Raw genomic sequence first — 21,460 nt, forward strand, 5'->3', positions numbered from 1 at the left:
CTACTGCGCCGCGACCGGCGTGTGTCGGATCTCGTCGCCGCGGCCGGCGAGCAGTCCTTCGATGGAGATATCCTCGTCGAGTTCGTCCCAGTGCAGCCCTTTGCGGCTGATCTCGTAACCGAGGCGCTGCGCCAGTGTCGCGTGCAGAAGACGGGCGAACCAAACGAGCGGCACGCCGAGCGTACGCCCATCGGACAGTTCGACCCACATGCTATCGTCGTCGAAGCGGAGGGACTTAGCCGAGATGCACATGGTTTAGCGGCCGGATACGCGCAATGGCGTCGAAGTCGCGATCATTGTGGACGAGCGTCGACGACTGGTCCATTGCAATCTGCGCGATGCAGCAGTCGACGAGGCTGCGGATCGTTATTCCCTGACGCCGAAGATCAAAATAGATGCGGGCCGCCTCTCCCCATGTCGCGACGGAGGGATCGATCAATCGAATTTTCGCAAGATAGTCCGAAAGGCGACGCCAATCCCCTTTGTCCTTCGCGCCGGCCAACAGCTCCATTTCGGTAAAGCGGGCGACGACTATCTCGCGATCACCGGCGAATTCAAGAAGCTCCTGCGCACGAGCGCCCGTCCGGTCGCGAACCGAGGCGATGAGGACCGAGGTGTCAGCCAGGATCATGCCGAACGGGGCTCAGCGCTTTGGGATCGTATCCTTCGTAAAACTCGACCTTCCCGACAAGATCGAGCAGCGCCGCATTCTTGCGACGTGTGTCGAGAGCGCCTTTGAGAATGCGCTCGACGGCGGCGCTGTCGTCTGTCTCGCCAGTCGCGGCGCGGGCCGCGTCGACGAGAGCGTCCTCAATTTGCAGCGTCTTGGTCATATCGCCCTAAATACAACCCGCTGAGGCAAGTGTCGATGGCGGCGCGACGCCGCTCAGCCCTCCAGCAACCGCCGGGCGATCACCTGCGCCTGAATCTCCGCCGCGCCCTCGAAAATATTGAGGATGCGGGCGTCGCAGAGCACGCGGGAGACTGGATATTCGAGCGCGAAGCCGTTGCCGCCGTGGATCTGCAGGGCGTTGTCCGCCGCCGCCCAGGCGACGCGGGCGCCGAGCAGCTTCGCCATGCCGGCTTCGAGGTCGCAGCGCTTGCCCTCGTCCTTCTCGCGCGCGGCGAAATAGGTGATCTGGCGGGCGACGTGGATCTCGACCGCCATCGACACAATCTTGTTGAAGACGCGCGGGAAGGAAAACAGCGGCTTGCCAAACTGGATGCGCTCCTTGGCGTATTTCAGCCCGAGGTCGAGCGCGCATTGGGCGACGCCGAGCGCCCGCGCCGCCGTCTGGATGCGCGCCGACTCGAAGGTCTCCATCAGCTGCTTGAAGCCCTTGCCTTCCTCGCCGCCGAGGAGATTTTCGGCAGGCACTTCGAAATTGTCGAAGCCGATCTCGAACTCCTTCATGCCGCGATAGCCGAGGACTTCGATCTCGCCGCCGGTCATGCCCTTGGCCGGGAAGGGATTCTCATCCGTGCCGCGCGGCTTCTCGGCGAGCAGCATGGAGAGGCCCTTATAGCCCTTCTCATTGGGGTTGGTGCGCACGAGCAGCGTCATCACGTCGGCGCGGACCGGATGGGTGATCCAGGTCTTGTTGCCGATGACCTTGTAGACGCCGCCCTCCAGCGTCGCGCGCGTGCGCAGCCCGGCAAGGTCGGAGCCGTTGTTGGGCTCGGTGAAGACGGCGGTCGGCAGGATTTCGCCCGAGGCGATCCTGGGGAGATATTTCTGCTTCTGCGCCTCGGTACCGCCGACGAGGATCAGTTCGCCCGCGATTTCCGAGCGCGTGCCGAGCGAGCCGACGCCGATATAAGCGCGCGACAATTCCTCGGAGACGACGCACATGGCGATCTTGCCCATGCCGGAGCCGCCATATTCCTCGGGAATGGTCAGGCCGAAGACGCCAAGCTCCGCCAGGCCCGAGATGACCTCGAGCGGGATATATTCGTTCTTGGCGTGCCAGTCCTGCGCATAGGGCGTGACATGGTCGAAGGCGAATTTGCGCATCTCGCTGCGGATCGCCTCGAGGGTGTCGTCGAGGCCGGAAGCGCCGATGGTCTCCGCCGCCGCGTGATGATCGATGAGTTCGGCGAGCCGGGCGCGGTTCGCCGGCGTATTGCCCGAGTGGATCAGGCGGTCGACCGAAGCGGGACGGCGCGCCAGCACCTGCTGACTCGTCAGCCCGAAGTCGCTGAGCCGGACGATCTCGCCCTGGCTCATCGGAATGCCGCCGTAGATCTGCGCCAGGAATTCGGCGAAGCCGATCTGGTTCAAGAGTTCTTCGGTCTCGCCATAGGCGCCCTCGGCCGAGAGGCGTTCGGCGTAGTCGATGAGTTCGCGCAGGCCCTGGACGTAGGTCGCGAGCCAGGCGAGCCCGTGCGCGGCGTGCTGGTCGGCCTCGATCAGCTCGTTGGAAAGCTTGCCGTCCTTGGTGACGCGGGCGCGCACGCTCGCCAGCGCGTCCTTGTACAGCGCCTCGACGGCGGCGAGCGCCTCTTTCGCGTCGGTCGTCCAATCGGCGGCTTCAAGTTTCGTCGCGACGGCTGCGGTCATTTCACTTTCCGAAGGTCGAGGCGCCATAGGCGCCGGGCAAATTTGCGTCCTACATGCCGCCATTTGGCCCGAGACGCAACCGTTCCGCACTGCGCCGCTTTATCGCGGCGCGACGCGGCGATAGCCCCGCATGGCGAGGGCGGCAAGCAGCAGCATCGGCAGCGCGACGCCGATGAGCAAACCGGATTGTCCTGCCGGCGCGGGGGCCATCAATTCTTCGTCCGCCTGCGTGAATTTCGGCATTGCGGCGTAATCCTGCGCCGTGAGCGACGCGCCGGCCCTGGCGCGGGAGAGGAAGAAATCGCGCCAGTCGACATGGAAGGCGCGTATCCGGTCGAGGAACGCCCGAGAGCGCGCCTCGCCGGCGCCGGCGACGTCGGCCATCGCCTGATAGGTCAGATAGGCCGGCGAGAGATAGCCGAGCCTGTCGGCCATGTCGCGCTGGCGCGCAAGCTGCGCGTCATGATCGGCGACGATCGCCTCGACGCGCTGAAAGGCGGCCTCCTGCGTCGCGAGACGGCGCAGCGTCATCTCCTGCGGGCCGCCCCTTGGCCGCCCCGTCTCGCCATGCTCCTGGGCGTAGCGCGCGAGCGAGGCGTCCCGCGCGCGATCGGCGTCGGTCGAGGCGGCGCGGGCGGCGAGCGCCATGTCGATGCGGGAGGGGGCCGGATGGGCGAAGGCCGCGAGGCTGTTGATCGCGGCGGGCAGGATCATGGTGATCGCCACCCAGGCGCCGATCAGCGCCAGCGCGTTGAACGCCGAGCCGCGGCCGAGCCCGTCGACAGCGGCCGCGAGCGCCGCCCAGAAGACGCCGTAAAGCAGAACCAGGACGAGCAATGCGGCGAAGCCGGGAGAGGCGACGCGCTCCCATCCTGCAAAAATCCAGACGCCCGCCGCGACAGCCAGCAGCATCGCGGCGATGGGCGCGGCGACGCGCGCCGCGACTTTTCCGGCGAGCGCCGCGCCCGGCCGCCGGGCCGAGGCGAGCGTCATCGCCAGCGTGCCCCGCTCGCGCTCGCCGGCGAGCAGATTGAAGGCCAGCGCCAGTATGACGAGCGGATAGACGAAGACGACGACGAAGGCGAGGTCGGTCGCGCCGGACATCAGATTGGCGGGATTGTCGATCTCGTCGGCGAAGAGAAAGCCGTCCTTCGAGCCGGTGGTCACCCGGATCGCGGGCGGAAGCAGATCGCTCTGCCCTGTCGCGACGAGCGCCAAGGGCGCGGGCTCGAGCGCGGCGACCTTCGCGGCGGGCCCGCCGCCCATGAAGGCGGCGTTGCGCGGATCGCGATAGGGCGGCGGCTCCGGCGTTGGCTTCCCGGACGCGTCGGCCTGCTGCAATTGCGCAAGCGTCTTCTCAAGGCTACCGATGCGCTGCGTTTCGTCGGCGCGCGCCGCCGCGATAGCCGCCTGCTGCGCGGAGACGCGCGACGCGCCCATGCCGAGCGCGAATAGCGCAACGCTCATCAGGGCGATGAGCGCAAACCAGATTGCGTGATCCCGGCGCATGATGCGCGCCTCAAAACGCAATCCTGCAAGGAAAGCGGACATCATGGCGCGCCTCACACCGGCCGCAGCCGGCGCGCCGCGAAAATCGCGAAAGCGCAAGCGAGCGCGAGCCAGGCGAGCAGACCGAGAATGGGCAGCGCGCTATGGTCCAGCGCCAAGGCCGCGCCGGGCGTCCGATAGGCGAATGACGCGATCTTTCGCCACAGCTCCGGCCCTGCGACGTAATTACTGTCGTGCGCGAAGTGGATGATGTTGTCGCTGACATCGTTCTGGATGTCGCGCCGATGCGCCTCCGCGGCGGAAGCAAAGTCGAACTGGGCGCGGCTGTCGACGCCGGCGAAGGCCATCGAGATCGGCCTCACCGCGAGAAGCGGAAACAGGAAGCCGACCGCGGCGCGCAGCGCGTCCTGACGGTCGTAGGCCGACTGCAGCGCGCCGAAATGCCGGTCGAAAATCGCATAGCCGTTTTCGTCGTCCTTGCGCAGCGTCAGGCCGCGGAAACTCACCGGCAGATCCTCAACGCGCGACACGCCATATTTCTTCAGCGTCTCGTCTCGAAAGGCGATGAAGGCGGGATGGCTCTCGTCATGACCGAAGGTCTTCGCCTTGTCCTTCGCGATGGCGGCGCGAAACTCCTGCGAGGTCGGCGTGGGCGCGAAGGCGCGCGCGGCGTCCGTCGCGAGCCGCGGCGCAAGGAAGGAATTGGCCAGCCAGAAGGCGAGCAGCGCGACGAGCGCCGCGCGGGAGTTTCTCGCCAAAGCCGAAACGCCAAGCGCGAGGAAAGCGAAGCCCGCGAGATAGGCCGCATAGGCGGCGCCGAGCGCGGCGAGCCGGATGAATTGATCGGCGAGCGACAGGCGCTCGCGATCGACGAAAAAGAGAAGGGCGAGCGCCGCGCCGACGAAGGCCGGCGCGAGCAGCGCGAAAATGGCGCCGATGAGCGCCATCGCCTTGCCGGCGAGAATGTCGCGCGGCCTAGCGCCGACGCTCAGCAACTGTTTCAGCGTGCCGCTCTCGCGCTCGCCCGAGAAACTCGCGAAACCCATGAGGATGACGATGAGCGGCGCGATGGTCTGCAGGATGAAGGCGAGCGACAGCGAACCAAGCCGCGCGCCGACGCCGCCGTCGCGCGCCTGTTTGAACTGGGTCTCGTTCTGCTTATGCGCCTCGAGCCATACGGCCGAGCCGACATAGGCGTCGACGCCGGGATCAGCGAGCGCCAGCGGGCTCAACGGCTTGAACGCGTATTGCCCGAAATGCGCGGCGGCGTGCGGGTTCTTGGCGCTCTGCCCGACCCAGAGTTCGCGATCGGCTTTCGCCGCGGCCTCGCGCTCGCGAAGTAAGCGGGCGTTCTCGACATAGCCGAAGGCGAGCGCGGCGAGCATCAGCGCCACGATGAAGGCGCCGAGCCAGACGAGGCGGCGGTCGCGGAAGAGCTCCAACCATTCCTTGGCGGCCACCGCCCGCATGACGCGCCAGCGGCTCTTCTTCGGCGCGGCCGTAGCAAGCGGCGCGAGGACGAGATCGCTCACGCCGCCCTCGCAAAGAGATCGAGATAGGCGCGCTCCAGCCCGAGATGATCGACGTCCTCGGCGCCGAAGACGGACGCGAGACGCCCCTGCGCCATGATGCCGATCCTCGTGCCGCATTGCTTGGCGAGGAAGAGGTCGTGCGTGACCATCAGCACCGCCATGCCATCCTTGCGCAGCCGCTCGATCAGCGTGGCGAATTCGTTGGCCGCGAGCGGATCTAGACCCGACGTCGGTTCATCGAGCACCAGCGCCTGCGCGCGCCGCGCCAGCGCGATGGCGACGCCGACCTTCTGGCGCATGCCCTTCGAATAGAAGCGCACGGCGCGACTGGCCGCGTCGTCCGGCAGGCCGGCCGCGGCGAGCAGGGAAAGAAGCGTCTCGCGCGGCGCCTCGGCGCTGGAGATTTCGGTGAAATACTGCAGATTCTCGAGGCCCGTCAGGGCGCCATAGAGCATCACCTGCTCGGGTATATAGGCGAGAAGCGCGCGCGCCGCTGACGGATCGACCGCCGCGTCGATCCCGCAGACGAGCGCCTGTCCGGCGGTCGGCTGGATGAAGTTCAGGAAGAGATTGACCGTCGTCGTCTTGCCGGCGCCGTTTGGACCCAGCAGGCAAAACACCTCGCCCGGCGGCACGGTCAAATTCAAGCGGTCGAGCGCCGGCGCGTCAGCGCCGTCGTAATGCTTGGTGAGATTGCGCGCTTCAAGCATCCGCCGCTCCGCCTTGCAGCCCCCGACCCGGCGCCGTGGCCCGCGCCTGCGTCGAGTATGATTTATGGGTCGAGACTGCATCTTTGCATCAGACCCGTCAAGCAACGAACGCCGCTTAAGCGACTTGAGCCGCCGCTCTCGTCCGCTCATCTTGCATCTGAGCCAAATCAACAGATAAACCGGATGTGCGGCCGCGGTTTTTAAGTCCAGTTCGAGAGAAGACCGATATGCATTCGCTCCTGCTCTTGCCGATCGACTATTTCCTCGCCGCATGGTTCGCGCTGACAGCCGTCTGCACGCTCTACGTCGGCATCGATGGGTACAAGAATCCCGAACCGGTGGTGATGAAATGGGGGTTCATTCTCGTCACGCTCTACACGGGGCCGTTCGGCCTTCTGCTTTATGTCCTCGCTGACAAGGAGCCGCGGCCCGGCGCGCATGAGCAGTTCGTGCGGCCTTTGTGGAAGCAAGGCGTCGGCTCCACGATCCATTGCGTCGCCGGCGACGCGACGGGCATCATCCTCGCCGCCGTCATCGTCGCCTGGATGGGCTTGCCGATGTGGCTCGATCTCATTGTCGAATATCTCGCCGGATTCGCCTTCGGACTCTTCATCTTTCAGTCGCTTTTCATGAAGGAAATGATGGGCGGCTCCTATTGGGAGAATGTGCGGCGCAGCTTTTTTCCTGAATTCATCAGCATGAATTTCATGATGGCCGGCATGGCCCCGGTCATGAGCTTCCTGATGATGGGCCATGACATGCGCGCCATGGTTCCCACCGAGCTCATCTTCTGGGGCGTCATGTCGCTTGGCGTGATGGCGGGCTTTGTCACGGCCTATCCGTCAAACGTCTGGATGGTCGCGCAGGGACTGAAGCATGGGCTGATGACGGAGCGCGCGACAGCCGTTGAGCCCGGAGCGGCGGAGAGCGCCGAGTCGAGCGAACACGCTGCGCATCATGAGCATCACGCTCACAGCGAGCACGCCGGCGCGGCCGAAGAATCAGCGCCGACTCATGACATCGATGCACATGCCGCCGGTCACGCCTCCATGCATATGCATGCGACGTCGGAGGCGACGAGCGCTCAGATCGCGGCTTTCAGCCTGACGTCTCTCGTCGTTCTCGCGACCGGCATGGTCGCGCCCGCCAACTGGGTGAACATGGGGCTTTCAGCGCATGAGGTGGGCGGGCTGATCATGCCGCCGGGAATGCTCATGTTTCGCAACACGAGCGCCGAAGCGATGCGCGAGATGAGCTTCGCGAATTCGCGGCTCGTGCGCGCGCGCTTTCCGATTGACGTCCGCGGCGATCGGGAGCTGCCTTTCGCCATGGACGGCGGCGTCAAGGTCTTCGAACTCACCGCGTCCGTCATCCGTTGGAGCATCCTTCCCAACGTCGCCGTCGACGCCTATGCGTATAACCAGCAGATACCGGGGCCGCGCATCCATATTCGCGAAGGGGACCGGGTCCGCATCCGGGTGCGCAACGAGCTGCCGGAAGGCACGACCGTTCACTGGCACGGGCTCGTTCTGCCGAATGGGATGGACGGGCCGAGCGAGATTACGCAGCCGCCAATTCCGCCGGGCGGATATTTCGACTACGCGTTCACGGCGCATCAGCACGGAACTTATTTTTATCACCCGCACGCGGAGCCGGACCGAAGTCAGGCGCTTGGCCTCTATGGCGCGCTCATCATCGACCCGGCAGCGCCCGCCGAGGAGGTCTCCGCCGACCACGACTATGTCATGCAGCTGCAGGAATGGCTGTGGCGCGAAGGCCTGACGTTCCCAGCGATGCCGATGGACGGCATGCAGCCGAACTACTTCACCATCAACGGCAAGTCATATCCGTCGACGGAGACGATTCGCATGAAGCTCGGCGAAACGCTCAAGGTGCGCTTCATCGGCACCAATAACGGCTTCATCCACCCGATGCATATTCACGGAGGGCCATTTGAGGTCGTGGCGCGCGACGGCGAGACGCTGGCCAAAAGCGCGCGCTATCTCGCCGACACAGTCAATGTCGGTCCCGGACAGCGCTATGACGTCATCTGGACGGCGCGGGAACGAGGGAAGTGGCTGATCCATTGCCACATCCCCCATCACACGAGCAATGACAACGCCGAGACGAAAGGCGGCGGCGGGCTGATGGCGACGATCGAGGTGGAGTAATTCCCCGACCGCCGCCGCGGCTTACTTCTGCTTATAGGCGTCCACGACGTCTTCGACCGTGCGCAAGCCCGGCTTCGGCGACATGACGAGCACCGCCATGTTGCCGGGCAGGTGTTCGTTGCGCCACATCTTCATATGCGCTTGCGGAATCTTATCCCAGGCCAGCACTTCCGACATGCAGGGGTCGACGCGGCGGTCCAGCACCAGCTGATTGGCCGCAGAGGCCTGTTTCAGATGCGCAAAATGCGAGCCCTGGATTCGTTTCTGTCGCATCCAGACATAACGCGCGTCGAAGGTCAGGTTGAAGCCCGTCGTGCCGGCGCAGAACACCACCATCCCGCCGCGCTTGGCGACAAGGCAGGAGACTGGGAAGGTCTGTTCGCCCGGATGTTCGAAGACGATGTCGACGTCCTTCTTGCCGGTGATGTCCCAGATCGCCTTGCCGAATTTGCGCGCTTCCTTGGTCCAGGCGTGGAATTCCGGCGAATTGACCTTTGGCAGCTGGCCCCAGCAGTTGTAGTCCTTGCGATTGAGCACGCCCTTGGCGCCGAGCGACATGACATAGTCGCGTTTCGTTTCATCCGAGATCACGCCGATCGCGTTGGCGCCGACGGCGGCGCAAATCTGCACGGCGAAGACTCCGAGGCCGCCTGACGCGCCCCAGACGAGCACATTGTGCCCCGGCTTCAGCTCATGCGGCTGGTGGCCGAAAAGCATGCGATAGGCGGTCGCCAGCGTCAGCGTGTAGCAGGCGGCCTCCTCCCAGGCGAGATGTCTGGGCCGCTCCATGAGCTGGCGGTCCTGCGCGCGGCAGAACTGGGCGAAGGAGCCGTCGGGCGTCTCATAGCCCCAGATGCGCTGCGAGGGCGAATACATCGGGTCGCCGCCGTTGCACTCCTCATCGTCCCCGTCATCCTGGTTGCAATGAATGATGACTTCGTCGCCGACCTTCCAGCGCTTCACCTTGGAGCCCACCGCCCAGACGATGCCAGAGGCGTCCGAGCCAGCGATATGAAACGGATTTTTGTGAACGTCGAACATCGACACCGGCTCGCCGAGCGAGGCCCAGACGCCGTTGTAATTAACGCCCGCCGCCATCACGAGAACGAGCACGTCGTGGCTGTCGAGCTCCCAGGTCGGCACGACCTCCATCTGCATGGCGGTTTCCGGGGGCCCCTGCCGCTCGCGGCGGATCGCCCAGGCGTACATGTTCTTCGGCACATGCCCGAGCGGCGGAATCTCGCCCATCTCATAGAGGTCTTTCTTCTCGCTCAAGGTTTCGCTCCCTCCGCTCTGGTCTGGCGCCAATAAAGTTCCGGCGGAGCTTATAATAGGCCGCCGCCACGCTTCATAGCGCGAAAATTCCGATGGATCGGCAAGCGTTTCCCTATGGCTGCAGGAATGCGCTGACGGAGGGCGCCCGCCGGGCTGCGGCCGAGCGTCCGTCTTCCGCCTGCGCCCACCCCATGCTAGCTACGGCGCAGGAGACGCTATATGAACGATATGTCCGCGCCGCGCCGCGATAAGCCCTGGATGTTCCGCACCTACGCCGGCCATTCGACGGCGAGCGAGTCCAACAAGCTCTATCGCTCCAATCTCGCCAAGGGCCAGACCGGTCTCTCCATCGCCTTCGATCTGCCGACGCAGACGGGCTATGACAGCGACCATCCGCTCTCGCGCGGCGAAGTCGGCAAGGTCGGCGTGCCGGTTTCGCATCTGGGCGACATGCGCACGCTCTTCGAGGGCATCCCGCTCGGCGAGATGAACACCTCGATGACCATCAACGCCACCGCCGTGTGGCTGATGGCGCTCTACATCGCCGCCGCCGAGGAACAGGGCGCGCCGCGCATAAAGCTGCAGGGCACGACGCAAAACGACATCATCAAGGAATATCTGTCGCGCGGCTCCTACGTGTTTCCGCCGGCGCAGTCGCTGCGGCTGACCCAGGATCTCATTCTCTTCACGACGAAGGAATGTCCGAAGTTCAACCCGATCAATGTCTGCTCCTACCATCTGCAGGAAGCCGGCGCGACGCCGTCGCAGGAACTCGCCTATGCGCTCGCGACCGCCGTCGCCATTCTCGACAATGTGAAGAAGTCCGGCGAAATCTCGGACGAGGATTTCGCGCAAGTGGTCGGCCGCATCTCCTTCTTCGTCAACGCCGGCATGCGCTTCGTCACCGAACTCTGCAAGATGCGGGCGTTCGTGGAGCTCTGGGAGGAGATCACGCGCGAGCGCTACGGCGTGAAGGACGAGAAGCTTCGCCGCTTCCGCTATGGCGTGCAGGTAAATTCGCTCGGCCTCACCGAGCAGCAGCCGGAAAACAACGTTTACCGCATATTGATCGAGATGCTCGCCGTCGTGCTCTCCAAGAACGCGCGCGCGCGCGCCGTGCAGCTGCCGGCCTGGAACGAGGCGCTCGGCCTGCCGCGGCCCTTCGACCAGCAATGGTCGCTGCGCATGCAGCAGATCATGGCCTATGAGACGGACCTCCTGGAATATGGCGACATCTTCGACGGCAATCCCGAGATCGCCCGCAAGGTCGCCGAACTGAAGGCCGAGGCGAAAGCCGAACTCAGGAAGATCGAAGACCTCGGCGGCGCGGCCGCGGCGGTCGAGATCGGCTATATGAAATCGAAGCTCGTCGAGGCGAACACCGCGCGACTCGAGTCGATCGAGGCCGGCGAACAGATCGTCGTCGGCGTCAATAAATTCACCGGCGGCGAGCCGTCGCCGCTCGCCTCGGGCGAGGATCAGATCATGGTCGTGCCGGAACATGTCGAGGCCGAACAGATCTCCCGGCTGAAAGCCTGGCGCGAAGCCCGCGATCAGAAGGCCGCGCAGGCCGCCATCGAAGCACTGGCGCGCGCGGCGAAAGAAGGCCGCAACATGGTCGAGCCGTCGATCGCCGCGGCGAAGGCGGGCGTCACCACCGGCGAATGGGGCAATGTGCTGCGCGGCGTGTTCGGAGAATATCGCGCGCCGACGGGGGTCTCGTCGACGGCGCGTCAGGTCGGCGGCGCGCTCGACGCGGTGCGCGGCGAAGTCGAGCGCGTCTCGCAGAAGCTCGGCAAGCGGGCGAAATTCCTGGTCGGCAAGCCCGGCCTCGATGGTCACTCGAACGGCGCCGAGCAGATCGCGGTGCGCGCGCGCGACGCCGGCTTCGATGTGATCTACGCCGGCATCCGCTCGACGCCGGCCGAACTCGTCGAGACCGCGAAGAAGGAAGGCGCGCATTGCATCGGCCTCTCCATTCTTTCAGGCTCGCATGTGACGCTGGCGCATGAGGTGATCAAGCTGATGAAGCAGGAAGGCGTCGACGCGCCGCTCGTCGTCGGCGGCATCATTCCGCCAGCCGATGAAAAGCTCCTGCGCGAAGCCGGCGTCGCGGCCGTCTACACGCCGAAGAACTACGACCTCAACGCCATCATGACCGATCTCGCCCATATCATCGAGAAGGCGGCGGTCTGAGGCGTAGGCGCCTCCCCTCTTTGCGTCATGCCCGCGCTTGTCGCGGGCATGACGCGGCGCCAGTTCAAGTCGGCCTGCCGTATAGGCGCGATCGCCTTCGTGGATGGCCGGGACAAGCCCGGCCATGACGCGCTCCAATGAAAGCTCGCGGCGGCTCCTCTGCATGAAGATTGCTTTGTGCAGTCCGGACTTGTGCCGGGCTCCGCGCATACGCGATAACCGCGAGGCTACATTTTAGCTCGGGAAGCATTAATGACCGCCGCCGCCATCGCCCGATCCGACTTCCTGAGCCGCGAGCGCACCATCGCATCGCCTGCCTTCAATCGCTGGCTCGCGCCGCCGGCGGCGCTCGCCATTCATCTGTGCATCGGCATGGCGTACGGCTTCTCAGTCTTCTGGCTGCCGCTCTCTCGCGTGGTCGGCGGCGCGCAGCCGAAGGAATGCCCGCAAACGCTCGGGTTTTTCGCGACGCTCGTCGCCACCGATTGCGACTGGAAGATCAGCTGGCTCGGGTGGACGTTCACGCTGTTCTTCGTGTTTCTCGGTTCTTCCGCGGCGGTGTTCGGCCATTGGCTGGAGACGGCGGGGCCGCGCAAGGCGGGACTCGCGGCGGCCTGCTGCTGGTGCGGCGGCCTGCTCATCTCGGCGCTCGGCGTCTATCTGCATCAGATCCTCTTGCTGTGGATCGGCTCCGGCGTGATCGGCGGCGTCGGCCTGGGGCTCGGATATATCTCCCCCGTCTCGACGCTGATCAAATGGTTCCCCGACCGGCGCGGCCTCGCGACAGGTCTCGCCATCATGGGCTTTGGCGGCGGCGCGATGATCGGCGCGCCGCTCGCCGACCGGCTGATGAGCATTTACGCCACGCCGGCGTCGCCCGGCGTCTGGCAGACCTTCGTCACGCTGGCGGCGATCTATTTCGCCTTCATGGTCGCCGGCGCGCTCAGCTATCGGGTGCCGCCCCAGGGCTGGGCGCCGGACGGCTTCACGCCTCCCACAGCGGGCATGAACGGCATGATGACGCATCGCCATGTGCATCTCGACGTCGCCTGGAAGACGCCGCAGTTCTGGCTGCTCTGGGGCGTGCTTTGCCTCAATGTTTCAGCGGGCATCGGCGTTCTCGGCATGGCCTCGCCAATGCTGCAGGAAGTTTTCGGCGGCAGGCTGATCGGGCTGGACGTCGGATTCGACCAGCTCGACGCCGATCAGAAGAAGCAGATCGCCGCGATCGCCGCGGGCTTCACGGGCCTTTTGAGCCTCTGCAACATCGGCGGGCGCATCGGCTGGGCGTCGGCCTCCGACAGGTTCGGCCGCAAGCTCACTTACGCGATCTTCTTCGTCGCCGGCCTTGCGCTTTATTCGGCGATCCCCTTTGCGGCGAAAGGCGGAATGGTCGGCGTCTTCGTTCTGCTCTTCGCGTTCATCATCACCATGTATGGCGGCGGCTTTTCCACGATCCCCGCCTATCTCGCCGACATTTTCGGCACGCACCATGTCGGCGCCATCCATGGCCGGCTTTTGACCGCCTGGTCGACCGCGGGCGTGCTCGGGCCGGTGCTCGTCAATTACATTCGCGAATATCAGTTGAGCGTCGGCGCGCCGCGCGAGGACGCCTATAATCAGACGATGTATGTTCTCGCCGGCCTGCTGCTCTGCGGGCTCCTCTGCAATCTCCTCGTGCGGCCGTGCGCCGAGAAATATTACATGAGCGACGAAGAGGTGGCGGCGCAAAAACACGTCACCGTCGCCGAGGTCGTCAAGGAAGAGGACGAGGTCCACGCCGACTTCGAGGATTTTGTCGAAGAGGCGCGGGAGCCGAGCGCCGCGGATGAGGATCCGCCGGCCGCCGCACGCGCCGCGCGTCTCCCCAACGGCGGAGCGCTTCTGATGGGCCTCGCCTGGGCCGCCGTCGGCGCGCCGCTCGCCTGGGGCGTCTGGATCACGCTCCTGAAGACCGCCGCTCTGTTTCGCTGATCTCGTGAAGGCCCGCGAAATACCTCCCCCTTGCGGGGAGGTCGGCGGGCGCAGCCCGCCGGGTGGGGGTTCTCGTCGCGCGGCGGCGAGCGGTATCACCCCACCCGGCCCCGCTTCGCGGGGCCACCCTCCCCGTAAAGGGGAGGGATGCGCGAACCCCCAGCCTTCACCCGATTGCCTCGGCGGCTCGCCTTGATCGTGGCCTGCTTGTTTGTCAGAAGTCGGAGTCGCTCGGCGCCGTCGTGATTCGTCGCGGGGCCGCAACGAGACGAGGGGCCTCTATGGCGACCGCTTGCACGAATGGGCTCGACACGGGGTTCGTCGATCTCGGCTATATGAAAGTCGCCGTCCTTGGCGTGGTGCAGGGCATCACCGAGCTGCTGCCGATCTCCTCGACCGCGCATATGCGCATCGTGCCGGCGCTTCTGGGCTGGAAGGACCCCGGCTCCGCCTTCTCCGCCGCGATGCAGCTCGCCGCGCTCGCCGCCGTCGTCAGCTATTTCTGGAGCGACATCCGCGCGCTGGCCGAAGGCTCCGTTCGCGCGCTCGTGCGACGCGATTTCAACGACTGGACCTTTCGCTTCGTCGTCTGGATCGCGCTCGCGACAGTGCCGATCGGCCTCGCCGGCATGGCGCTGTCACATACGCTAAACACTTGCGGCTCGCCGCTGCGCACGCTGCCGGTGATCGGCATTTCCTCGATCGTGATGGCGGCGCTGCTCGCCATCGCCGAACTCTATTGCAACCACAAGCGCACGCTCGAACATGTCACCTTGAAGGATGCGATGATCGTCGGCTTCGCGCAGGTCGGCGCGTTGATTCCAGGCGTCTCGCGTTCGGGCTCCACTCTGACCGCGGCGCTTTTCCTCGACTTAAGGCGCGAGGAAGCCGCGCGCTTTTCCTTCCTGCTTGGCCTGCCGGCGATCGCTCTAGCCGGACTGAAGGAGCTGTGGGAGCTGCACAAGGCCCAGCTCGATTTCCACGGCTGGGCGGTGCTGACGCTGGGGCTCTTCGTCGCGTCGCTTTCCGCCTTCGTCGCAATCTGGGGCCTGCTGCGAATTCTCGAACGTTTTTCCGCCTGGCCCTTCGTCTTCTATCGCGGCTTCATCGGGATCGTGCTGCTCGTCGGCTTCTACGCAGGCTTTCTGGCATAAGGCCGTCATTGCGAGCGAAGCGAAGCAATCCAGAGTCGCGCCCAAAGCTCTGGATTGCTTCGTCGCTCCGCTCCTCGCAATGACGGATATTATTCCGCCGCGACCCGCAGACGCTCGCGCGCTTGCGCGCGCAGGTCGTCGATCGGCGCGAGCGCGCCCTTTTCTTCATAATGCCAGAAGGTCCAGCCGTTGCAGGCCGGGAGGCCCTGCGCCAGCGCGCCGGTCTTGTGGATCGAGCCGACAAATCCTGAGAGCGACAGCGCGCCGTCGGCGCGCACCAGCGCCACATGCCGTCTCTTGGCGTCGGTGAGCGCGGCGCCAGGCTGAATCAGTCCCGCTTCGACAAGACTCGCGAAGGCGATGCGCGGCTCGGCGCGTTTTGAGGGCGCGGTCGCGATCGCCTCATCCGGCAAGGGTTGGACCGCGGCGATCCGCGCATGAGCCGCCGCGCGATAATCGCCGTCGCGCTCGATGCCGAGCCAATCGCGCCCCAAGCGCTTGGCGACGGCGCCGGTCGTTCCCGAGCCGAAGAATGGATCGAGCACAAGATCGCCGGGTTTTGACGCGGCGAGAATGACGCGCGCGAGCAGCGCCTCCGGCTTTTGCGTCGGATGGGTCTTACGGCCTGCGCCATCCTTGAGGCGCTCGGTCCCTGCGCAGATCGGCAGCAGCCAGTCGGAGCGCACCTGGCAATCCTCGTTCGCGGCTTTCAGCGCCTCATAATTGAAAGTGTAGTTCTTCGCGCTCTGGTCGCGCGCCGCCCAGATCATCGTCTCATGGGCGTTGGTGAAGCGGCGGCCGCGAAAGTTCGGCATCGGATTGTTCTTGCGCCAGACGATGTCGTTCAGGATCCAGAAGCCGAGGTCCTGCATGATCGCGCCGACGCGGAAGATATTGTGATAGGAGCCGATGACGAAAATCGTCGCCGAAGGCTTCATCAGCCGACGCGCCTCTGCCAGCCAGTCGCGCGTGAAGGCGTCATAGGCGGCGAAATTCGCGAATTTGTCCCAGTCGTTATCGACAGCGTCGACGAGACTCTGGTCCGGACGATGCAGAGGATTGGCGAGCTGCAGATTGTAGGGCGGATCGGCGAAGACGAGATCGACGCTCTCGTCCGCCAATCGCTCCATCGATGCGACGCAGTCGCCGCTGAGGATTTCGTTGCGCGCCGTCGCGCGGAGCGGCCCATGTCTGGAGCGCCCGATACGCGTGACCTGATTTCGGGCTTTGAGGCGAGCCGCCCCGACGCGCGCGCTACGCATGAACTCAACACCACCAACGCTACTCAACAGGCGCGATAGTGACGTAGGGAGGTAAAAGCCGCGTTTAGAGCGAGAAAAGCAGCGCGTCTCTTTTTCGAACGGAAGTCTTAAGGAAATAAAAAGGTTAGCGAATAGTTGACGGCGTTGCTCCCGCGCGTTCGCGCCATATTGGTCGAGCAGCTTGCAGCCATTCTCGACGCTCGTTTCGAGCGCCGAAATCAACCGGACCGCCTTAATCCAAATTATGCGTCCTGGTCAGGCGTCTTCGCCGGCGACAGTGACGCGTCCAGCGCGCCAATCTGGAGCATTTCGGCTGGCCTCGAGCATGGCGCAAAGCTGACCCGGTGCGCCGGGCTCGCGCCATGCAGCGCCAGCGCTTCGAGGTGGCGCGGCGCGGCGTAGCCGACGTTGGTCTCGAAGCCATATTGCGGATAATGGGCGGCCAGACGCCGCATCATGGCGTCGCGCGCGACCTTGGCGACGATCGACGCTGCGGCGATGGAGAGCGCGGTGGCGTCGCCCTTGACGATCAAACGGCAGGGGCAACTGACCGGCGGCCTGTCGTTGCCGTCGACGAGAAGATAGGCGGGCGCGTGGGTAAGACCCGCCACGGCGCGCGCCATGGCCGCGAGCGACGCCTGCCGGATATTGATGCGGTCGATTTCGGCGGCTGTGACGAAAGCGACGCTGACCGCGAGCGCGCTGGCCATGATCCGCTCGAACGCCTCCTCGCGCTGCGCCTGGTTGAGCGCCTTCGAATCGTCGAGCCCGCGCGGCCGCCGGTCGGGGTCGAGAATCACCGCCGCGGCCGCGACCGGTCCGGCGAGCGGCCCGCGTCCCACTTCATCGACGCCGGCGATCGGCCAGACGCCCTGCCGGCGCAGCTGTCCCTCCAGCCGGAAAGTGGGCCCGCTGACCGTCACCAAACGCTCCCCCCGCCCGATCGCGCGCGATCCTGGCGCGTCATGGGGCGCAGGAGCCGCTCGCGAATAAAGCTCGGAGAGCCCGCCGCTGGCAAGCCGAAGGACGTCGCCTGCGGCGGCGTTCCAAAGAAAAATCAGCCGGGTCGGACGGTCGGGCGGGAGACGAGCGCCCAAAAATTTGGTCAGAACAGGCTGAGCTGTTGCGGCGCGCGGCGCGGCGGCTCGAAAAGATCCGTCCGCAGCTTCGCTTTCTGCGCGAAGCCGCGCCGGGCTGCGGCGAGTTCGAAGCGCCGGCCGATCATCCAGGCGTAGGGGCCTTCGCCTTTCATGCGGGTTCCGAAAGCGGAGTCATAAAGCTTGCCGTCGCGGGTCGAACGAACGAGCGCCAGGGCGCGGCGCGCCCTGTCAGGAAAATGCGCGAGGAGCCATTCGGTGAAGAGGTCGCGCAATTCGAGCGGCAGGCGCAGCAGCACATAGCCGGCCTCGCGCGCGCCCGCCGCATGCGCCCGCGTCAAAATCCGCTCGATCTCGTCATCATTGATGGCGGGAATGATCGGCGCCGTCATCACCGCGGTCGGCACTCCGGCGGCGCTAAGCCTTTCTAGCGCCTCGAGCCGCAGCTCAGGTGTGGCGGCGCGCGGCTCCATGAGGCGCGCAAGCTTGCGGTCGAGCGTCGTCACGGAGATCGCGACCTTCGCCAGGCCCTTGGCCGCCATGGGCGCGAGTAGATCGAGATCGCGCAATACGAGCGCCGACTTCGTCACGATGCCGACCGGATGATTGGCGCGCGCCAGCACTTCAAGGATCGAGCGCATCACGCGATGGCTCTTCTCCGCAGGCTGATAGGGGTCGGTGTTGGTGCCGATGGCGATCGTCTTCGGCGCATAGCCCGGGGCCGACAATTCGCGTTCGAGAAGCTGCGCGGCGCCCTCCTTGACGAAGATCTCGGTCTCGAAATCGAGGCCGGGCGAAAAGCCCATATAGGCGTGCGTCGGGCGCGCGAAACAATAGACGCAGCCATGCTCGCAGCCGCGATAGGGATTGATCGAACGATCGAAGGAAATGTCGGGCGAATCGTTCCTGGTGATGATCGTGCGCGGCTTCTCGACGTGGAAATTGGTCTTGAGCGCTTCGAGGCTCTCCAGCGACCCCCAGCCGTCGTCGGTTTCTTCGCGCGTCTCCTTCTCGAAGCGGCCGCTGCGCTTCGACAGAGTCCCGCGCCCGCGCCGGCGCTCCGCCTCGACGAAGGAAGCCGGGTCGCCCGGCGGCGCGCCCGTCGTCTCCCTTACCGATTGAACCGCACGCCCCATGTTCGCCAACCTTTGCCGCCGCCGTCGCGAGCGTCGCCGTCGCGCCATGGCGGAAACCTGGCTAAGAACATATAGAGAACATGCGCGCCATGCAAGTGCGGCTGCTGAACGGAAAAGGCGCGCCGGCTTTCGGCGGCGCGCCTCCCCTCAATCCATCTGTTGCGCGCTCAGCGCACCAGAAAATTCTTGAACTGCCAGGGGTCGTCCTGGTCGATGTCTTCCGGGAACAGCCCCGGACGACCGTCCAGCGGCGTCCACTCACTGTAATAGCCCTTCACCGGGCCGAGATAAGGCAGCTGCACGTCGAGGCAGCGCTTGTAGTCGACCTCGTCGGCCTCGACGATGCCGGCCTCCGGGTTTTCGAGCGCCCAGACCATGCCGGCGAGCGCGGCGGACGACACCTGAAGCCCCGTCGCGTTCTGATACGGCGCGAGGTCGCGAGTCTCCTCGATCGAAAGTTGCGATCCGAACCAATAGGCGTTCTTCGCGTGGCCGTAGAGCAGCACGCCGAGTTCGTCGATGCCGTCGACGATTTCATGCTCGTCGAGAATTTTCCAGCTCTCCTGCATCTTGCCGGCGGCGCCGAACAGTTCATGCAGCGACAGCACCGCGTCGTCGGCGGGATGATAGGCGTAGTGACAGGTTGGACGATAGATCGCCTGTCCCGAGCCGTCGCGCACCGTCAGGAAATCGGCGATCGATATCGACTCATTATGCGTGACGAGAAAGCCATATTGCGCGCCGGGCGTCGGGCACCATGAGCGCACGCGGGTGTTGGCGCCGGGCGAGAGCAGATAGATCGCCGCGCCGCAGCCCGTCGGATGCGTGCGGCCAATGTCGGGCAGGCCCTTCTCATGCGTCCCCCAGCCGAGTTCGGCGGGCTGCATGCCCTCGGAGACGAAGCCTTCGACCGACCAGGTGTTGACGAAGACGTTGCGCGGCTTCGGATCGCGCGCGCGCTGCGTGTCGCGTTCGGCGATATGGATGCCCTTGACGCCGAGCTTCTGCGCGAGCGCGCCCCATTCGGCGCGGGTGCTGGGCTCCTTGTCGAGCGCGCCCGTGTCTCGCGCGATATCGACGAGCGCCTGCTTGACGAACCAGGACACCATGCCGGGATTGGCGCCGACGCAGGAGACGGCGGTCGAGCCGCCCGGATTCTTGCGCCGCTCATCGAGCACCGTCTCGCGCAGAGCGTAATTGGTGCGCGCCTCATTGCCCATGCTCTTGTCGAAATAGAAGCCCGGCCAGGGCTCGATGACGGTGTCGACGTAAAGCGCCTTCAGCTCCCGCGCGAGCTTCATGATCGCGAGCGACGAAACGTCGACGGAGAGATTGACGACGAACGCCTGGCCATCGCCCTTGGTCAGCAGCGGCGTCAAAACCTCACGGTAGTTTTCGGGGGTGAGGCTTGTCTTTAAAAACGCGATGCCGCGCTCGTCGAGCAGACGGCGATGCGTATCGACCGGGTCGATGACGGTGAAGCGCGACTTGTCGAAATCGAAGTGGCGCTCGATCAGCGGCAAAATGCCTCGGCCGATGGAGCCGAAGCCGATCAGCACGATCGGACCAGTGATTTTGCCGTAGTTTGGCCAAGTCGACATAAGGCGCAGCTCCCGAGAAAGATGTTGCGCCGCGATAAAGCAAGCGCGGACGTATTAATCAAGAGCTTGAGGGACCGGAGGCGGCGCGCATAATGTTGCGCCGCGCGCGCCGAATCCTATGTGTGCGATAAACCTGCCGTAGAGCGTCTTATGGAGCGTTCGACCGAACCAGCGAATGCAAGCGCGCCCCATGGCGCGGGGGAGACCGATTCCGCCGACGCGCCGGCGGCGATCAAGGCGAAAGCGATCGAGCTTTCGCAGGATGATGCGCTCGAGGACGCCGCCGCGGCCATTTTCTCCGCCTCGCTCGAGCATTTTCTCGCCAATATCCCGCTTCTTCAAACATCGAGCGCGCCGGAAAGCGTGCATCAGATGCGGGTCGCCCTGCGCCGACTGCGGGCGGCGATCGGACTGTTGCAGCCCTCCCTCGCCGGGCCGGCGCTCGAGGACGCGCGCGAGCGCGCCAAAACCATCGCTTCCGTTCTCGGCGACGCGCGCGACTGGGACGTCTTTAGCGCGACGATCAAAGCCGGCCCGGGCGAGGCGCTCGGCGACGACCCGAGCTTTCATGCGCTGACCGATGCGATCAAATCGTTTCGGGAAAAGACCTACGGCGCCGCGCATGACAAGCTGTCGTCGAAAGAAACGTCGCAGTTCGTCGAAGACCTGCGCCTGACGATCGCGCGGCGAGATTGGGAGATCGCGCCGCAGATGCGCGAACCGGGCTCGGCCTGCGCTTTCGCCGCGCGCGCGCTCACCCGCCTGCGCAAGCGGCTCTTGAAGAAGAGCAAGAACTTCGCGCAGCTCTCGGCCGAAGACCGGCACCGGGTCCGCATCGCGCTGAAAAAGGCGCGCTATGGCGCGGAATTTTTCGAAAGCCTCTTTGACGATCGCAAGGCCGCGCGCGCCTATCTGCATGCGCTCGGCGACATGCAGGACCAGTTGGGCGTCTTCAACGATATGGAGGTGGCGAACGTGCTGCTCGACCGCGTCGACGCCGAACATCCTGACGCCGCCCGCGCCTCCGGATTTATCCGCGGCTGGTTCGCGCATGCGGCGCAGCAAGGCGTCGCGCATGCAAGAAAGAGCGAAAAACGGCTGAAGAAACTGGCGCCGTTTTGGACGTAGAGCGCGTCCGCAGACGCAGACATCTCAGGCATTCGTCTTCGGCCCTCGTCCTTCGAGACGCCCTCTTTGAGGGCTCCTCAGGATAGGGGCCTCGGGTGACGCGAATTGCCAAGCGCTTCGCACGATGAGAGGCCTTAGCTTACACGACAAAGCCG

17 protein-coding genes are annotated in these 21,460 nt (G+C 65.1%); 5 read left to right on the forward strand and 12 right to left on the reverse strand.

The annotated features are described in order from the left end of the window. The 7 genes from AC0X69_RS10885 to AC0X69_RS10915 all read right to left on the reverse strand — a co-directional run bounded on the left by AC0X69_RS10885 (position 1) and on the right by AC0X69_RS10915 (position 6,311). Positions 1–252, reverse strand: a complete 252-nt coding sequence (locus AC0X69_RS10885; protein ID WP_482607549.1) for a DUF2442 domain-containing protein — start codon at positions 250–252, stop codon at positions 1–3. Further along, a complete protein-coding gene (gene vapC, locus AC0X69_RS10890) occupies positions 236–631 on the reverse strand; it encodes a type II toxin-antitoxin system VapC family toxin (protein ID WP_482607551.1) in 396 nt (131 codons plus the stop codon). The genes AC0X69_RS10885 and vapC overlap by 17 nt, the downstream gene beginning before the upstream one ends. Continuing rightward, entirely contained in the window at positions 618–833 is a 216-nt protein-coding gene (locus tag AC0X69_RS10895; RefSeq protein WP_482607553.1) for a hypothetical protein, read from the reverse strand. The genes vapC and AC0X69_RS10895 overlap by 14 nt, the downstream gene beginning before the upstream one ends. Positions 834–886: 53 nt before the next feature. After that, on the reverse strand, positions 887–2,560 hold the full coding sequence (locus tag AC0X69_RS10900; RefSeq protein WP_482613369.1) for an acyl-CoA dehydrogenase family protein: 1,674 nt from the start codon (positions 2,558–2,560) through the stop codon (positions 887–889). A gap of 99 nt (positions 2,561–2,659) precedes the next feature. Continuing rightward, a complete protein-coding gene (locus AC0X69_RS10905; protein WP_482607555.1) occupies positions 2,660–4,114 on the reverse strand; it encodes a DUF3526 domain-containing protein in 1,455 nt (484 codons plus the stop codon). A gap of 8 nt (positions 4,115–4,122) precedes the next feature. Then, positions 4,123–5,601, reverse strand: a complete 1,479-nt coding sequence (locus AC0X69_RS10910) for a DUF3526 domain-containing protein (RefSeq protein ID WP_482607557.1) — start codon at positions 5,599–5,601, stop codon at positions 4,123–4,125. Beyond that, complete coding sequence (locus AC0X69_RS10915) at positions 5,598–6,311, reverse strand: ABC transporter ATP-binding protein (RefSeq protein WP_482607559.1); 714 nt, start codon at positions 6,309–6,311, stop codon at positions 5,598–5,600. Before AC0X69_RS10915 ends, AC0X69_RS10910 begins: the two co-directional genes overlap by 4 nt. A 227-nt stretch (positions 6,312–6,538) precedes the next feature. On the opposite strand from AC0X69_RS10915, the gene AC0X69_RS10920 reads away from it, so the two are divergent. Beyond that, the gene (locus AC0X69_RS10920) at positions 6,539–8,482 is read left to right on the forward strand and encodes a multicopper oxidase domain-containing protein (protein ID WP_482607560.1); all 1,944 of its coding nucleotides are present in this window, start codon (positions 6,539–6,541) and stop codon (positions 8,480–8,482) included. Between the two features lie 21 nt (positions 8,483–8,503). Here the strand turns inward: AC0X69_RS10920 and ccrA are convergent, their stop codons facing one another. Next, the gene (gene ccrA, locus AC0X69_RS10925) at positions 8,504–9,730 is read right to left on the reverse strand and encodes a crotonyl-CoA carboxylase/reductase (RefSeq protein ID WP_482613371.1); all 1,227 of its coding nucleotides are present in this window, start codon (positions 9,728–9,730) and stop codon (positions 8,504–8,506) included. A 246-nt stretch (positions 9,731–9,976) separates the two neighbouring features. On the opposite strand from ccrA, the gene AC0X69_RS10930 reads away from it, so the two are divergent. The 3 genes from AC0X69_RS10930 to uppP all read left to right on the forward strand — a co-directional run bounded on the left by AC0X69_RS10930 (position 9,977) and on the right by uppP (position 15,081). After that, the gene (locus AC0X69_RS10930) at positions 9,977–11,953 is read left to right on the forward strand and encodes an ethylmalonyl-CoA mutase (RefSeq protein ID WP_482607562.1); all 1,977 of its coding nucleotides are present in this window, start codon (positions 9,977–9,979) and stop codon (positions 11,951–11,953) included. A 252-nt stretch (positions 11,954–12,205) separates the two neighbouring features. Continuing rightward, entirely contained in the window at positions 12,206–13,927 is a 1,722-nt protein-coding gene (locus tag AC0X69_RS10935; RefSeq protein ID WP_482607563.1) for an OFA family MFS transporter, read from the forward strand. Between the two features lie 281 nt (positions 13,928–14,208). After that, positions 14,209–15,081 (forward strand): undecaprenyl-diphosphatase UppP, encoded by an 873-nt coding sequence (uppP, locus tag AC0X69_RS10940; protein ID WP_482607564.1) that lies wholly within the window; start codon positions 14,209–14,211, stop codon positions 15,079–15,081. Positions 15,082–15,170: 89 nt separating this feature from the next. Here the strand turns inward: uppP and AC0X69_RS10945 are convergent, their stop codons facing one another. From AC0X69_RS10945 to AC0X69_RS10960, 4 genes are all read right to left on the reverse strand, one after another. Beyond that, positions 15,171–16,343, reverse strand: a complete 1,173-nt coding sequence (locus AC0X69_RS10945) for a site-specific DNA-methyltransferase (protein ID WP_482607565.1) — start codon at positions 16,341–16,343, stop codon at positions 15,171–15,173. Between the two features lie 242 nt (positions 16,344–16,585). Continuing rightward, on the reverse strand, positions 16,586–17,269 hold the full coding sequence (rnhB, locus tag AC0X69_RS10950; protein WP_482613372.1) for a ribonuclease HII: 684 nt from the start codon (positions 17,267–17,269) through the stop codon (positions 16,586–16,588). 179 nt (positions 17,270–17,448) lie between these two features. Next, on the reverse strand, positions 17,449–18,576 hold the full coding sequence (locus AC0X69_RS10955; RefSeq protein ID WP_482607567.1) for a PA0069 family radical SAM protein: 1,128 nt from the start codon (positions 18,574–18,576) through the stop codon (positions 17,449–17,451). Positions 18,577–18,743: 167 nt separating this feature from the next. After that, entirely contained in the window at positions 18,744–20,177 is a 1,434-nt protein-coding gene (locus AC0X69_RS10960) for a homospermidine synthase (RefSeq protein ID WP_482607569.1), read from the reverse strand. A gap of 150 nt (positions 20,178–20,327) precedes the next feature. On the opposite strand from AC0X69_RS10960, the gene AC0X69_RS10965 reads away from it, so the two are divergent. After that, complete coding sequence (locus tag AC0X69_RS10965) at positions 20,328–21,305, forward strand: CHAD domain-containing protein (RefSeq protein WP_482607570.1); 978 nt, start codon at positions 20,328–20,330, stop codon at positions 21,303–21,305. The last annotated feature ends 155 nt before the right edge of the window (positions 21,306–21,460 follow it).

It is taken from the genome of Methylocystis sp. Uni0008 (assembly GCF_056838045.1).